This is a genomic window from Pseudomonas sp. GW823-FHT02C05, from assembly GCF_058797595.1.
Map to the genome: position 1 here is coordinate 1,599,487 of NZ_JBXAJU010000001.1, position 13,103 is coordinate 1,612,589.

16 protein-coding genes are annotated in these 13,103 nt (G+C 60.2%); 6 read left to right on the forward strand and 10 right to left on the reverse strand.

The features are described from left to right. The first annotated feature begins 138 nt into the window (after positions 1-138). Positions 139-504, forward strand: a complete 366-nt coding sequence (locus AC1RGE_RS07205) for a histone-like nucleoid-structuring protein, MvaT/MvaU family (RefSeq protein WP_011061673.1) — start codon at positions 139-141, stop codon at positions 502-504. A gap of 230 nt (positions 505-734) precedes the next feature. On the opposite strand, the gene AC1RGE_RS07210 is transcribed toward AC1RGE_RS07205, so the two are convergent. Continuing rightward, positions 735-1,262, reverse strand: coding sequence for a DUF4946 domain-containing protein (locus AC1RGE_RS07210; RefSeq protein ID WP_015635885.1), 528 nt, complete (start codon positions 1,260-1,262; stop codon positions 735-737). 198 nt (positions 1,263-1,460) lie between these two features. Between AC1RGE_RS07210 and gloA the strand changes: the two genes are divergently transcribed. Next, positions 1,461-1,982, forward strand: a complete 522-nt coding sequence (gloA, locus tag AC1RGE_RS07215) for a lactoylglutathione lyase (RefSeq protein ID WP_011061675.1) — start codon at positions 1,461-1,463, stop codon at positions 1,980-1,982. 172 nt (positions 1,983-2,154) lie between these two features. On the opposite strand, the gene ahpF is transcribed toward gloA, so the two are convergent. From ahpF to AC1RGE_RS07230, 3 genes are all read right to left on the reverse strand, one after another. Beyond that, positions 2,155-3,720 carry an alkyl hydroperoxide reductase subunit F gene (gene ahpF, locus AC1RGE_RS07220; RefSeq protein WP_011061676.1) on the reverse strand — a complete coding sequence of 522 codons (1,566 nt, stop codon included), beginning with the start codon at positions 3,718-3,720 and terminating at the stop codon, positions 2,155-2,157. Between the two features lie 124 nt (positions 3,721-3,844). Further along, complete coding sequence (ahpC, locus tag AC1RGE_RS07225; RefSeq protein WP_011061677.1) at positions 3,845-4,408, reverse strand: alkyl hydroperoxide reductase subunit C; 564 nt, start codon at positions 4,406-4,408, stop codon at positions 3,845-3,847. A 151-nt stretch (positions 4,409-4,559) separates the two neighbouring features. Beyond that, on the reverse strand, positions 4,560-5,498 hold the full coding sequence (locus AC1RGE_RS07230; RefSeq protein WP_019094164.1) for a site-specific integrase: 939 nt from the start codon (positions 5,496-5,498) through the stop codon (positions 4,560-4,562). Positions 5,499-5,678: 180 nt separating this feature from the next. Here AC1RGE_RS07230 and AC1RGE_RS07235 point away from each other — a divergent pair, with 180 nt between their 5' ends. Beyond that, complete coding sequence (locus AC1RGE_RS07235) at positions 5,679-6,686, forward strand: DNA-binding protein (protein WP_011061679.1); 1,008 nt, start codon at positions 5,679-5,681, stop codon at positions 6,684-6,686. On the opposite strand, the gene gorA is transcribed toward AC1RGE_RS07235, so the two are convergent. Both gorA and galU read right to left on the reverse strand, forming a co-directional pair. Continuing rightward, positions 6,687-8,045: a glutathione-disulfide reductase gene (gene gorA, locus AC1RGE_RS07240; RefSeq protein WP_492583767.1), complete on the reverse strand. Its 1,359-nt coding sequence runs from the start codon at positions 8,043-8,045 to the stop codon at positions 6,687-6,689. 130 nt (positions 8,046-8,175) lie between these two features. Further along, the gene (gene galU / locus AC1RGE_RS07245; protein ID WP_011061681.1) at positions 8,176-9,015 is read right to left on the reverse strand and encodes a UTP--glucose-1-phosphate uridylyltransferase GalU; all 840 of its coding nucleotides are present in this window, start codon (positions 9,013-9,015) and stop codon (positions 8,176-8,178) included. Positions 9,016-9,480: 465 nt separating this feature from the next. Here galU and AC1RGE_RS07250 point away from each other — a divergent pair, with 465 nt between their 5' ends. Next, complete coding sequence (locus AC1RGE_RS07250) at positions 9,481-9,762, forward strand: hypothetical protein (protein ID WP_011061682.1); 282 nt, start codon at positions 9,481-9,483, stop codon at positions 9,760-9,762. A gap of 14 nt (positions 9,763-9,776) precedes the next feature. Here AC1RGE_RS07250 and AC1RGE_RS07255 read toward each other — a convergent pair whose 3' ends face one another. The 4 genes from AC1RGE_RS07255 to AC1RGE_RS07270 all read right to left on the reverse strand — a co-directional run bounded on the left by AC1RGE_RS07255 (position 9,777) and on the right by AC1RGE_RS07270 (position 12,292). Then, positions 9,777-10,007 carry a hypothetical protein gene (locus tag AC1RGE_RS07255; RefSeq protein WP_011061683.1) on the reverse strand — a complete coding sequence of 77 codons (231 nt, stop codon included), beginning with the start codon at positions 10,005-10,007 and terminating at the stop codon, positions 9,777-9,779. A gap of 69 nt (positions 10,008-10,076) precedes the next feature. After that, entirely contained in the window at positions 10,077-10,928 is an 852-nt protein-coding gene (locus tag AC1RGE_RS07260) for a c-type cytochrome (protein ID WP_492584254.1), read from the reverse strand. Positions 10,929-10,993: 65 nt separating this feature from the next. Further along, complete coding sequence (locus AC1RGE_RS07265) at positions 10,994-11,644, reverse strand: c-type cytochrome (protein WP_011061685.1); 651 nt, start codon at positions 11,642-11,644, stop codon at positions 10,994-10,996. A gap of 297 nt (positions 11,645-11,941) precedes the next feature. Further along, positions 11,942-12,292 carry a hypothetical protein gene (locus tag AC1RGE_RS07270; RefSeq protein WP_011061686.1) on the reverse strand — a complete coding sequence of 117 codons (351 nt, stop codon included), beginning with the start codon at positions 12,290-12,292 and terminating at the stop codon, positions 11,942-11,944. A 211-nt stretch (positions 12,293-12,503) separates the two neighbouring features. Here AC1RGE_RS07270 and AC1RGE_RS07275 point away from each other — a divergent pair, with 211 nt between their 5' ends. Then, positions 12,504-12,806 (forward strand): DUF1883 domain-containing protein, encoded by a 303-nt coding sequence (locus AC1RGE_RS07275; protein WP_011061687.1) that lies wholly within the window; start codon positions 12,504-12,506, stop codon positions 12,804-12,806. A 29-nt stretch (positions 12,807-12,835) separates the two neighbouring features. Continuing rightward, positions 12,836-13,006, forward strand: coding sequence for a hypothetical protein (locus AC1RGE_RS07280; RefSeq protein WP_011061688.1), 171 nt, complete (start codon positions 12,836-12,838; stop codon positions 13,004-13,006). The last annotated feature ends 97 nt before the right edge of the window (positions 13,007-13,103 follow it).

Here is a 13,103-nt window from a genome sequence, read left to right on the forward strand (position 1 = left end):
TCGATGCATTAACTACTACAATTTTTCCCGCCTGTACAAGATTCACAGGTAGGCCACTTAATCGAGCCTTAATCGGCTCATGGCTTATAGCTTTGTTTGTGGTTTGTATCAGCCAAATAGACTAGTGGAGTGAAGATATTGTCCAGACTTGCTGAGTTTCGTGCTGCAGAAAAAGCACTTCAAGAACAGCTCGCGCAGCTTGAATCCCTGAAAAACGACGCCGGGCTCAAGAAGGAAATCGAGTTCGAAGAAAAGCTCCAGGCCCTGATGAAGTCCTACGACAAGAGCCTGCGTGACATCATCGCCATCCTTGATCCCAACCAGGGCAAGGCCGGCCAGCCACAGGCCAACGCCCCCAAGCAGCGCCGTGCCCGCGTGGTCAAGGTCTACCAGAACCCGCACACCGGTGAACTGATCGAAACCAAAGGCGGCAATCACCGCGGCCTGAAGGCCTGGAAAGAACAGTACGGTGCCGCCACTGTGGATTCCTGGCTGCGCGCTTGAACAAAGCCGCACCCCGAAAAAGGCCCTGCATATGTAGGGCCTTTTACATTGATTAAGAAAATTCTTATTACGACTTGCATCTAAGGGAAGAGCCGAGCGGGATCCCACCCCTCCCCCTAGCCGATACATCGCGCAATAACGTCTGATTCCCGAGCAACTTCAGGCTTAATGCCTTTTCGCTAACGAACGGGCAACCTGCAGAAAGCGAACCGATTGGTTCAGATTTTTCCTTAAAGTTTAAGGCCATTTCGTACAGCGAGTATTTCATCCTGGCTCTCGGCAAAAGCCGCAGCCTGGCCAGCGTATGAAAGTACATAAGCCTTATCCCCATTCAGTGCCGCCACCAATGTTTGCGAGAGCACATGCCGGCCATTCTGGGTAATGGTGCAAGTAGTCTCCAGCGCCTCGAGACGACTCAACTGCGCGGCATGAATCTTGTTACAGACACTCTGATAACCGCCCTGGGCAAAGTCCTTTTGCACCGACTTGCGCATCTCCAGCAATACCCCCTGCAGATTGACTACATGCCCACTGTCCACCTGAGTCATGGTCAACTCCATGACCATGAGTGGATTGCCAGCGGTATCGCTCTTGACCGCTCTCTGCCGGGACACCTTGGCGGCCTCTTCGCCTTCTTGGGCCGGCAGCGGTTCCACCGTCCAGCCCTGGGGCCAGGTCACTTGCGGCTCGGCCTCTGCAACACCGGCCAGCGCCAGTAGCAACAGAGCTGCGGCGCGGAACTTAAAAGACTCGATCATGCGTTTGCACACTGAGGTAAAGGGGCCTGGAAGTCTGAGCCCGGCGCCAGGAATGGGCAATAGATCAGGAGCTTTGGGTTTGGCGCCAGCCGACCCACTTGCGTATCATTGCCCGATCCCAAGGATGTCCGAACCACTGCCAGCCAAGGCTGCTTGCCCCGGCAAGCAGTCTTGGCCGCACTTTCTTCTGGAGGGCCCATGAGCCTCAACGAACTCAATACCTTTCCCGGCGTGACCGCCCAACCGGATGCGGCCACTGCCCGTTTCGTGTTCAACCACACCATGTTGCGCGTCAAGGACATCACTCGCTCCCTGGACTTCTACACTCGGGTCCTGGGCTTTTCCCTGGTAGAAAAACGCGACTTCCCTGAAGCCGAGTTCAGCCTGTACTTCCTGGCCCTGGTGGACAAGGCACAGATCCCGGCAGACGCTGGCGCACGAACCGAGTGGATGAAGTCGATTCCCGGCATTCTCGAACTGACCCACAACCACGGCACCGAGAACGATCCAGCCTTCGCCTACCACAACGGCAACAGCGACCCGCGCGGCTTCGGCCACATCTGTATCTCGGTGCCGGACATCGTCGCCGCCTGCGAGCGCTTCGAAGCCCTGGGCTGCGATTTCCAGAAGCGCCTGAACGATGGCCGGATGAAAAGCCTGGCCTTCATCAAGGACCCGGACGGCTACTGGGTCGAGATCATCCAGCCAGCACCGCTGTAAACCTATGCAGGTGCGAAGCCGGCCTGTGTAGAAGCTGGATTGTCAGCACTTCCTTTCTCAAGGGCGGCGCAAGACCCAGCGGCCACTTCAGCGACAAGCCGGTGCCTGCCGGCACAGCAATAAAAAACCCCATGAGCCAGGCTCATGGGGTTTTGTTTTTCTAAGCGACCGATCAAGCCGGTGCTGAGGTACGGATCAAGTGATCGAATGCACTGAGGGAAGCCTTGGCGCCCTCGCCCACGGCTATCACGATCTGCTTGTAGGGCACCGTGGTGACGTCACCTGCAGCAAATACCCCAGGCAGCGAAGTCTCGCCGCGGGCATCGACGATGATCTCGCCACGAGGCGACAGCTCGACGGTGCCCTTGAGCCAATCTGTGTTGGGCAACAGGCCGATCTGCACAAAGATGCCTTCCAGGTCCACCGTGTGGAACTCGCCCGAATCACGGTCCTTGTAGGCCAGGCCGGTGACCTTCTGGCCGTCACCCTTCACTTCGCTGGTCAAGGCGCTGGTGATGACTTTGACGTTGGGCAGGCTGAAGAGCTTGCGCTGCAACACCGCATCCGCCCGCAGCTTGCTGTCGAACTCCAGCAGGGTCACGTGGCTGACGATACCCGCCAGGTCGATGGCCGCTTCGACACCGGAGTTGCCGCCGCCAATCACCGCCACACGCTTGCCCTTGAACAGCGGGCCGTCGCAGTGCGGGCAGAAGCACACGCCCTTGGCCTTGTATTCCTGCTCACCCGGCACGCCCATCTCGCGCCAGCGGGCACCGGTAGCCAGGATCACCGACTTGGCCTTGAGGCTGGCGCCGCTTTCGAACTGGATCTCGTGCAAGCCGCCGACTTCCTTGGCCGGCACCAGGGCACTGGCCCGCTGCAGGTTCATGATGTCCACGTCGTACTGCTTGACGTGCTCTTCCAGGGCGGCGGCCAGCTTCGGCCCTTCAGTTGCCTGCACCGAGATGAAGTTCTCGATCGCCATGGTGTCCAGCACCTGGCCACCGAAACGCTCGGCAGCCACACCGGTACGGATGCCTTTGCGAGCGGCATAGATGGCTGCCGAAGCACCCGCTGGACCACCGCCGACCACCAGCACGTCGAAGGCTTCCTTGGCGTTGAGTTTCTGCGCCTGCTTCTCCACCGCACCGGTGTCGAGCTTGGCGAGGATTTCCTCCAGCCCCATGCGCCCCTGGCCGAAGTTCACGCCATTGAGGTAGACACTGGGCACCGCCATGACCTTGCGTTCATCGACTTCGGCCTGGAACAGCGCGCCATCGATGGCCACGTGACGGATGTTGGGGTTGAGCACCGCCATCAGGTTCAGCGCCTGGACCACGTCCGGGCAGTTCTGGCAGGACAGCGAGAAATAGGTTTCGAAATTGAACTCGCCCTTGAGCGAGCGGATCTGCTCGATCACCTCGGCACTGGCCTTGGATGGATGACCACCCACTTGCAGCAAGGCCAGCACCAGGGAAGTGAATTCGTGGCCCATGGGAATACCGGCGAAACGCAAGCTGATATCACTTCCCGGGCGATTCAACGAGAACGAAGGCTTGCGCGCGTCGCTGCCGTTATCGAGCAAGGTAATCTGGTTGGAAAGACTGACAATGTCTTTGAGTAACGCGAGCATTTCCTGGGATTTCGCACCGTCGTCGAGGGAGGCTACGATCTCGATCGGCTGGGTGACCCGTTCCAGGTAAGACTTCAACTGAGCTTTAAGATTGGCGTCCAACATACGGGCGATCTCCTGTTTTGATTCGGTAGAAAAAACAACGCCCGAGCGAATCTCGCCCGGGCGTTGTTTGAGGGCGGTGCAGCTGGCTTAAGTGCGGATCACCGCCCTTGGGTAATGCATGGACTTAGATCTTGCCGACCAGGTCCAGGGACGGAGCCAGGGTGGCCTCGCCTTCTTTCCACTTGGCTGGGCAGACTTCGCCTGGGTGAGCAGCGACGTACTGAGCGGCCTTGATCTTGCGCAGCAGCTCGGAAGCGTCACGGCCTACACCGCCGTCGTTGATTTCAACGATCTTGATCTGCCCTTCAGGGTTGATCACGAAGGTGCCACGGTCAGCCAGACCGGCTTCTTCGATCAGCACATCGAAGTTGCGGGAGATGGCCAGGGTCGGGTCGCCGATCATGGTGTACTGGATCTTGCCGATGGCTGGCGAAGTGTTGTGCCAGGCAGCGTGGGCGAAGTGGGTGTCGGTGGAAACGCTGTAGATCTCGACGCCCAGCTTCTGGAATTCGGCGTAGTTGTCGGCCAGGTCTTCCAGCTCGGTTGGGCACACGAAGGTGAAGTCAGCCGGGTAGAAGAACACGACAGACCATTTGCCTTTCAGATCGGCGTCCGACACTTCGACGAATGCGCCGTTTTTGAATGCGGTAGCTTTGAAGGGTTTAACTTGGCTGTTGATGATAGGCATCGTTGACTCTCCATCAGTGGTTGAGAACATTGGGTGAAAACTTGATGGGGAGAATCCTAACCAATGAATCGCCCCTTGGCTCATTGGCAAACCTGATGCTGCCGATTGGTTTTGACTATCAGCCAACAGTATTAATAGAAGAAACCTTAATCTACTGCTGTACCGGCTTCTCGCCGATGCGCGCCATGCCCATGAACGGGTTGGCCTCGACGTAGCGCATGGCGGACTGCATGTCCTTCCAGCCGACATAGCTCATCAGTGATTTCAGATCCCAACCGCTGCGGTGCGCCCAGGTGGCGAAGCCCCGGCGCAGGGAATGGCTGGTGTAATGTTCGCCAGCGATACCGGCACGCTCCAGGGCTTGGCGCAGCAACGCGATCACGCTATTGGCATGCAACCCCTGCTCGCTCAGGCGCCCCCAGCGGTTGATGCCGCGAAACACCGGCCCGCGCACCAGCGCCGCGCTGTTGATCCACTCGATATAGGCCTGCACCGGGCACAGGCGCAGCAAGGCCGGGGTGTGAAAGGTCCGCCCAAGGTTGTCACGGTCACTCTTGCTGCGGGGCAGGTAGAGGCTGATGCCCGACCCGGCCACCGCTTGCACATGCTCGATCTGCAAGCGGCACAGCTCATCACTGCGAAAACCGCGCCAGAAGCCCAGCAAGATCAGCGCCCGATCACGCCGGGCACGTAACAGATCCCCCTGGCGCTGTTCAGCTGCGGCACTCGCGACCTCCTTATCTAGCCAGGCGACGACCTGTTCCAGGTGCTGCAGCTCCAAGGGTTGCGCCTGTTTTTCCTGTACCGGGTGCAGCGCACGGATGCCCTTGAACACCTGGCGCACCACCGGTGCCTTGGTCGGGTCGGCAAAGCCCTGGCTGCTGTGCCACTGGGCCAGGGCCGACAGGCGCAACCGCAGGGTATTGATCGACAGCTCACCGGCATAGGCGGCCAGGTAGCGGGCCACGCTTTCGGCCGTAGCCGGAAGGAAACCGCCCCACTGCACTTCGAAATGCTCGATGGCCGCCCGATAGCTGCGACGGGTGTTGTCGCGGGTGGCGGCTTGCAGATAACGATCCAGCTCGCTCATGGCAGCTCAACTCAGGCAAATGTACGGCGATGGCTGGCGAAAACCGCCCTCAGCGCCTATCACAGGGGGTAATACCATAATATCCCATGTCAGTTTCAGGCTTTTGATAATTTCACATCTGCTGTACAATTCCATGTAATTACATACCACGTAACACAGTATTAAATCGTCGGAGGATGCATGGCTCGCGGAGGCATAAACAAGGCGGTGGTGAAGAAAGCGCGTCAGGCGATTCTTGCCCGCGGCGAACACCCCAGCATCGACGCAGTACGCATCGAAATGGGCAATACCGGCTCGAAAACCACCATCCACCGCTATCTCAAGGAGCTGGATGACGGCGCCAGCCGGCGTGACAGCGGCCCTGCGCCCCTGGACCAAGAATTGGGTGAACTGGTGGGGCGCCTGGCGCAACGCCTGCAGGAGCAGGCCCAGGAACCCCTGGAGCAAGCCCTCGCCCACTTCGAAGAACAGAAGCAGGTGCTGGAACACCAGTTGAACGAAGCCCACCAGCTTCAGGAGCAGTTGCAACAGCAGTTGCAGATTCAGGCCAGCGCCCTGGCCGGGGAAAGCGCCGCCCTGCAAGACACTCGCTCCATGCTGCAGAGCGAACAGACCCGCAACGCCGAACTCAACCAGGCACTCAAGGGCCTTGAGCTGCGGCTGGAGGACAAGGAGCAGCAGATCCACTCCCTGGAGGAAAAGCACCTGCATGCCAGGGACGCCCTGGAGCACTACCGCGCGGCCAGCAAGGAACAGCGCGAACAGGAGCAGCGCCGCCACGAAGGGCAGTTGCAACAGATCCAGATGGAGCTGCGCCAGGCCCAACAGAGCGCGCTGGTACGCCAGGACGAGATCACCCAACTGCATCGCGATAACGAGCGCCTGCTCAGCGAACAGCGCGCCATCCACAAAGAGCTCAAGCAAGCCCAGGATGCCGCCAGCAAGAACTCGGCGCTACAGGCCCGCCTGAGCGAACAGGTCGCCCGCCAGGACAGCGAAAGCACCCTGCTCCAGGAACGCCTGCGCGTTGCCCAGGAAGAAGTTCAGGCACTCAAGGAACAAACCAGGAAACAGGCTCGATCGAGCAAGGAGATGGAGTTGCGCGCCACCAAGGCCGAGGCCGGCCTGGAGGCGTTGCGCCTGGCTGCTGCCACCAAGGCCCAGCCAGACGCACCTGCGAAGGCTTGATCAGCCCGCGACAGGCGTACGCATGGTGACGAACTCTTCGGCGGCCGTCGGGTGCACGCCGATGGTTTCGTCGAAGTCGCGCTTGGTCGCCCCCGCCTTCAGGGCAATTGCCAGGCCCTGAACGATTTCACCGGCATCCGGGCCGACCATGTGGCACCCCAGGACCTTGTCGCTGTCGGCGTCCACCACCAGCTTCATCAGGGTGCGTTCCTGGCAGTCGGTCAGGGTCAGCTTCATCGGCCGGAAGCGGCTCTCGAAGATCTGCACCTTGTGCCCCGCTTCTCGCGCCTGCTCTTCGGTGAGGCCGACGGTACCGATGTTCGGCAGGCTGAACACCGCCGTAGGAATCATCTGGTAATCCACGGGACGGTACTGCTCGGGCTTGAACAGGCGCCGAGCCACGGCCATGCCCTCGGCCAGGGCCACCGGCGTCAGTTGCACGCGACCGATGACATCGCCAATCGCCAGGATCGACGGCTCACTGCTCTGATACTGCTCGTCCACTTCGATGAAACCGCGCTTGTCGAGCTTCACGCCGGTATTCTCCAGCCCCAGGTTGTCCAGCATCGGCCGGCGCCCGGTGGCATAGAACACACAATCGGCGACCAGCTTGCGACCATCCTTAAGGGTGACCTCAAGACTGCCGTCGGCCTGCTTGTCGATGCGCTCGATGTCGGCATTGAACTGCAGACCCAAACCACGCTTGGTCAGCTCCTCCTGCAAGTGCTTGCGCACTGCGCCGTCGAAACCGCGCAGGAACAGCTCACCGCGATACAACAGCTGGGTATCGGCGCCCAGGCCATGGAAGATCCCGGCAAACTCCACCGCGATGTAGCCACCGCCCACCACCAGCACGCGCTTGGGCAGCTCATTGAGGAAGAAGGCCTCGTTGGAACTGATGGCATGCTCACGCCCCGGGGTATCCGGGATCTGTGGCCAGCCGCCGGTGGCAATGAGGATGTGCTTGGCGCTGTAGCGCTGGCCGTTGACCTCTACCTGGTGCGGATCGATCAGCTTGGCGTGGCCTTCATGCAGGGTCACGCCGCTGTTGACCAGCAGATTGCGGTAGATGCCGTTGAGGCGATTGATTTCGCGATCCTTGTTGGCGATCAGGGTCGCCCAATCGAAATTCGCCTCACCCAGGGACCAGCCGAAACCCGAGGCCTGCTCGAAGTCTTCGGCGAAGTGCGCGCCGTACACCAGCAGCTTTTTCGGCACGCAGCCGACGTTGACACAGGTACCGCCCAGATAGCGGCTTTCAGCGACCGCGACCTTCGCGCCAAAACCCGCCGCGAATCGCGCGCAGCGCACACCGCCGGAACCGGCACCAATTACATAAAGATCAAAATCGTAGGCCATTTCACTCTCCCAGGCAGGCTGACAAGCATAACCGCAGATGGCGATCGGGTCAGCGCAGAGGTCTACATAAGGGCGACAAATGAAAAAGCCACCCGAAGGTGGCTTTTCCGAAAAACCCGTGCAGCGGCTATCAGTAAGCCTTGCCGGTCTTGTAGAAGTTCTCGAAGCAGAAGTTGGTTGCGTCGATGTAGCCTTCGGCACCACCGCAGTCGAAACGCTTGCCCTTGAACTTGTAGGCCATCACGCAGCCGTTCTGCGCCTGCTTCATCAGGGCATCGGTGATCTGGATCTCGCCACCCTTGCCCGGCTCGGTCTGCTCGATCAGGTCAAAGATGTCCGGAGTCAGGATGTAACGACCGATGATCGCCAGGTTCGACGGTGCGTCTTCCGGCTTTGGCTTCTCGACCATGCTGTGAACGCGGTAGATGTCGTCACGGATCATCTCGCCAGCAATCACGCCGTACTTGTTGGTTTCCTGCGGATCGACTTCCTGGATGGCCACGATCGAGCAGCGGAACTGCTTGTACAGCTTGACCATCTGGGTCAGTACGCCGTCGCCTTCGAGGTTGACGCACAGGTCGTCCGCCAGCACCACGGCGAAGGGTTCGTCACCGATCAGCGGGCGGCCAGTCAGAATGGCGTGGCCCAGGCCTTTCATTTCGGTCTGGCGAGTGTAGGAGAACGAGCACTCGTCCAGCAGCTTGCGGATACCGACCAGGTATTTCTCCTTGTCGGTGCCCTTGATCTGGTTTTCCAGCTCGTAACTGATGTCGAAGTGGTCTTCGAGGGCGCGCTTGCCGCGGCCGGTCACGATGGAGATTTCATTCAATCCGGCATCCAGCGCTTCTTCAACGCCGTACTGGATCAGTGGCTTGTTCACCACCGGCAGCATTTCTTTAGGCATGGCTTTAGTCGCTGGCAGGAAGCGAGTACCGTAACCGGCTGCTGGGAACAAGCATTTCTTGATCATATGAGTCCTTAAAAAGGCTGTGTGTACGAGTTTCGGCGCAGTCTAATGAGGGCGCGAGCGCCTTACAATGCCCCGCGCTGGCTAACCGCTGCCATCATAGAGAAATAAAGTGCCGGATAGTTCCGCAGCATCCTCCAGATAGCCTGCCAGGTAAACCTCCATCACCGCGCAGCGCTTGTAAACCGGCACCTGCACAGGGTTGCCGGAATGCCCCAGGCATCGACCAGGTACACCCTCGACTCAACAGCCAAGGCGGGCCATCCGGACTCCATGATGGCACCGTTTTCGCCCTGGCGATGTTCCCCCGCAGGCACCACAACCCCCTCACCCAGAGGGGCTGCGGCACTTTTGCAGGCCCGCGAAGGACTAAGGTGACGTGCTGTACCGAAATGGCCATTAGCTATAGCATCGCCACTGGCATGCACGGCCATTTCACCCCCTCCCCCTCAGATGACGAAATCCCCCATGAACAGACTTTTCACTGTCACCGCAGTACTGGCCCTGAGTGGATGTGCCACCGCCTCCAATACCTACCTGGCCAATGGCGAACAAGGCCTGAGCATCGATTGCTCTGGCGAGGCCAGCTCCTGGGCCAGCTGTTACGAGAAAGCCGAGGCGTCCTGCGCCGGCACCGGCTATCGGATCGTCAGCACTGTCGGCACACCCGCCACCAAGGAAAGCGACAAGACCCTCGGCGTCGATGTTGGCAACTATAAGAGCCGCAGCGTGGTAGTGGTCTGCAAGTAGAAGGCGCACGCCCTCTACATATGAATTTCGGCGAACTTGATGCCCAGGCCTCGAATGGTTTCGATCAGGTCGTCGAGACGACAGAAAGATTCCACCTCGTCGCTGTCGTCCACCAGAAAATAGCTGCGCCCGGCGCTCTTCTTGAAAAACACAATCCATTCCCCTGAATTGGCCGGGTTCTGGATCACGTGGGTGGCAGAGATCAAGCCCTCTGCATGCTTTGCCCTGACATCTTCCCGCTTCATGCTTTCTCCCAAAAAATCGATGCCGCCCAGGCGTGAGCCCGGGCGGCACCGGCAACAATGGGCGCTAGTTTATCGGATGCCCTGGCCTATCAGCACGCCTTCTACCGTCTGACCGTACAAATTCACCCCATCATTGGCGTGGAACTTGACCCGGGTCTTCTCGATGGAACCCTCCACCAGGCGCGGGTCCTGCGGCCGCTCGTGGCTGTTGACGAACGCCGCCACGTCCCAGGCCTGCTGATCGCTCAGGCTGCCGCCCTTGCCCAGAGGCATGTTGTGCTTGATGAAGGACGCCGCAGTATTGATCCGGTGCATCCCTGCACCCCAGTTGTAGGAATCCTTGCCCCAGAGTGGCGGCATCACGTAATCCGCACCGGCCTTCTGGCCCTGGCCGTTGTCACCGTGGCAAACCGCACACTGCGCCTGATACACCGCCGCACCCTGCTTGAGGTCGTAGCCTTTGGCGGGCTGCGCCACGTCGGGATACCCGCGCCCGGGCAGCTCGACGCCCAGCGGCGCCTTGCTCGCCAGCCAGTAGGCATACACCGACAGCGCGGTAATCTGCGGACTGTCCGCCGCCGGCGGCTTGCCACCGTTCATGCTGAACTGAAAACAGCCTTGCAGGCGCTCGGCAAAGGTATTCACCTTGTCGTTCTTCTTGCGATAGGCCGGGTACATCGGGTACGCGCCCCACAGTGGCGCCGAGTTGGCCAGGCGCCCCTGGTCAAGGTGGCAATTGCTGCAATTGAGGCCGTTGCCAACGAACTGCGGCGCCAGGCGCTTGGTATCGACGAACAGGGCGTAGCCTTCGCGTACCAGCTTGCCGTAGGCGTTGTCCGGCAGCTCGCTTTCAGCCGGCGGCTTGAAGTACTCGACACGGGCGGAAGCGCTCGGCGCCGGGATCTGCGACTGGTCCTCCATGGCGATGGTGGCCGCCTGGACCTGGATCGCGAGCAGGCTCAGCAGCGCCCCTGGAATCAATAGTTTCATGGGCGCGCCTCCTGGGAGTTCAAGGTTGCAAAGTAGTCCGCCACGGCAGCCACTTCTTCGGCGCTCAGGGATTTGGCGATGTGCCCCATCAAGTCATTGGGGTCGTTGTGGCGGGTACCTTCACGCCAGGCGTTGAGCTGTGCCACCAGGTAGCTGGCAGGCTGCCCGGCCAGGGGTGGGAAGGCGGTACCGACGCCCACGCCACCCGGTCCGTGGCAACTGACGCACTCGGGCACTTGCCGTTCCCAGGCACCACGCAGGGCCAGGCGCTCACCGACACCGGTGGCCACCTGGCTACGGCTGACAGGAGCCAGCTTGGGCGCAGGCATGGCGGCCAGGGTCGTGGTGACCGCGGTGATTTCCTCTTCACTCAAGGCCTTGGCCAGCGGTTGCATCACAGGGCTGGTGCGGGCGCCGCTGCGAAAGTCGTGCAACTGCTTGCCCAGATATCCCGCTGGCAACCCGGCAAGGCGTGGAAACCCGGCCGGAGCCAGGCCCATGCCATCGGCGCCATGGCAGGCCAGGCAAGCCGTCGCCCCCGGCTGGGCGCCTCCCTGGGTAAAGACTTTCTGCCCCTCCACGGCATGGGCAGTTTGAACCAACAGCAGCATCAGGCCACTCAATAGCATTCGATCCAGTGGGATCATATGAACTCCATTATTCTAGTTATATGCTTAGACCTGCATGGCATAAGCACACAAATAGTAGGTCAATTGATCCACCGGGACAACGCGAAATTGCCCCGCGCCTATCGAATACCGAACAGCAAAACAAGGTTTTACCAGGCGAAAAAAAGCGGCTAATCGCCGCAGTGCAACAAGGCTTCTGCCCACGCAAAAGCAGCCCCGGGCGGCGCTTGGCGGCGCTACCCGGGGCCTGGGGCAAAGTCTGGAGAAGGGATGCAAGCGGGTAACCGGGGCCGGTCACCCGCAGGGAGCAACGGCTTAGCCGGAGATACAGTCTTCACCGGCCTTGCGCACATCCTGAGGGCGCAAGGGGTTGTTGCTCATCTGCTCGTGCAGCTTGATGCTGCTGCCACCGGAACGCGCCTCAATGTAGAACACTGCAGCCGGGGCCGGCGACAGGCTCTGGGGCACTAGTACCCGAAAGCCGTCCTTGTGCGGCTCGACCTGCAGCGCGCCGCGGCTGCCGGAGAGCTTGTCGGCCAGGCACTTGGCGTATTCCTGAGGCTTCTTGCCGGAAATCACGCTCAGGGTTGGCGGTGTCTGGTTGATGTCCGAGACGCTTGCGCAACCGCCGATGGCCAAGACCAGAACCCACACCCAGCGCTTCATATAAAAATCTCCAATAAAGTCCCTCCGACAGCAAAGGCGCCGTTTTTCTCCGGAGGCACGGCTTTATCGCCGATAAAAATCCAAATAACTGTTTTAAATTGTCAAAGCTCGACGCCGGGGCCGAATAATACTCCTTTGGGCCTGATAAACTGCGCCACCGCCCACGCAAACGTTTTTTGCTTTTGTAGCTATAGCCCTTCTGGAGGCGCCCATGAAATTCATCCACCAGCGCGAGCACCTGAACGAAGACGATATCGTCGTCATCGAATGCTCCCAGGTCTGTAACATTCGCCTGATGAGCGACGCCAACTTCCGCAGTTTCAAGAACGGCGGCCGTCATACCTATCACGGCGGCGCCTTCGACAAGTTCCCGGCAAAGATCACCGCCCCCAGCACTGGCTTCTGGAACATCACCATCGACACCGTCAACCGTCGGCCCATCAGCGTGACCCGCAAGCCGAACCTGACGCATTCGATCCGCATCATTCGCCGCTCCAGCTCGAAACTGCGCTAAGCCCTCCCCTCGCGACAACAGGTAGCCCCGTGCCCCAGACCACCAAGTACGTCATCAAATACAAGCTCAACGGTGAGCGCCGCTTCGAATTCGCCCAGCTGCAGACCGGCTCCGAGGAAGAAGCCCGGGCCGCCCTCGAGGCGCTGCATGGCCAGTCCGACGATGTCATCAGCGACGTCAGCGCCAGCAAGGCCTTGTAGAGCGCCGCTGCGCACCACCGATTCAAGCGCAAGCAACGGAGTGTTCCGCGGCCAACCGTGCCGCAGACTGGCCGGGTTCCCTACCGCCCAGGACACT

What these genes read in the sequence shown, in the direction of transcription:
- AC1RGE_RS07265 (WP_011061685.1), bottom strand. Translation starts at nt 11,644, where the DNA reads ATGATCCCACTGGATCGAATGCTATTGAGTGGCCTGATGCTGCTGTTG.
- AC1RGE_RS07275 (WP_011061687.1), top strand. Translation starts at nt 12,504, where the DNA reads ATGAAATTCATCCACCAGCGCGAGCACCTGAACGAAGACGATATCGTC.
- ahpC (WP_011061677.1), bottom strand. Translation starts at nt 4,408, where the DNA reads ATGCCTATCATCAACAGCCAAGTTAAACCCTTCAAAGCTACCGCATTC.
- AC1RGE_RS07230 (WP_019094164.1), bottom strand. Translation starts at nt 5,498, where the DNA reads ATGAGCGAGCTGGATCGTTATCTGCAAGCCGCCACCCGCGACAACACC.
- gloA (WP_011061675.1), top strand. Translation starts at nt 1,461, where the DNA reads ATGAGCCTCAACGAACTCAATACCTTTCCCGGCGTGACCGCCCAACCG.
- AC1RGE_RS07235 (WP_011061679.1), top strand. Translation starts at nt 5,679, where the DNA reads ATGGCTCGCGGAGGCATAAACAAGGCGGTGGTGAAGAAAGCGCGTCAG.
- AC1RGE_RS07250 (WP_011061682.1), top strand. Translation starts at nt 9,481, where the DNA reads ATGAACAGACTTTTCACTGTCACCGCAGTACTGGCCCTGAGTGGATGT.
- gorA (WP_492583767.1), bottom strand. Translation starts at nt 8,045, where the DNA reads ATGGCCTACGATTTTGATCTTTATGTAATTGGTGCCGGTTCCGGCGGT.
- AC1RGE_RS07260 (WP_492584254.1), bottom strand. Translation starts at nt 10,928, where the DNA reads ATGGAGGACCAGTCGCAGATCCCGGCGCCGAGCGCTTCCGCCCGTGTC.
- AC1RGE_RS07255 (WP_011061683.1), bottom strand. Translation starts at nt 10,007, where the DNA reads ATGAAGCGGGAAGATGTCAGGGCAAAGCATGCAGAGGGCTTGATCTCT.
- AC1RGE_RS07270 (WP_011061686.1), bottom strand. Translation starts at nt 12,292, where the DNA reads ATGAAGCGCTGGGTGTGGGTTCTGGTCTTGGCCATCGGCGGTTGCGCA.
- AC1RGE_RS07210 (WP_015635885.1), bottom strand. Translation starts at nt 1,262, where the DNA reads ATGATCGAGTCTTTTAAGTTCCGCGCCGCAGCTCTGTTGCTACTGGCG.
- ahpF (WP_011061676.1), bottom strand. Translation starts at nt 3,720, where the DNA reads ATGTTGGACGCCAATCTTAAAGCTCAGTTGAAGTCTTACCTGGAACGG.
- galU (WP_011061681.1), bottom strand. Translation starts at nt 9,015, where the DNA reads ATGATCAAGAAATGCTTGTTCCCAGCAGCCGGTTACGGTACTCGCTTC.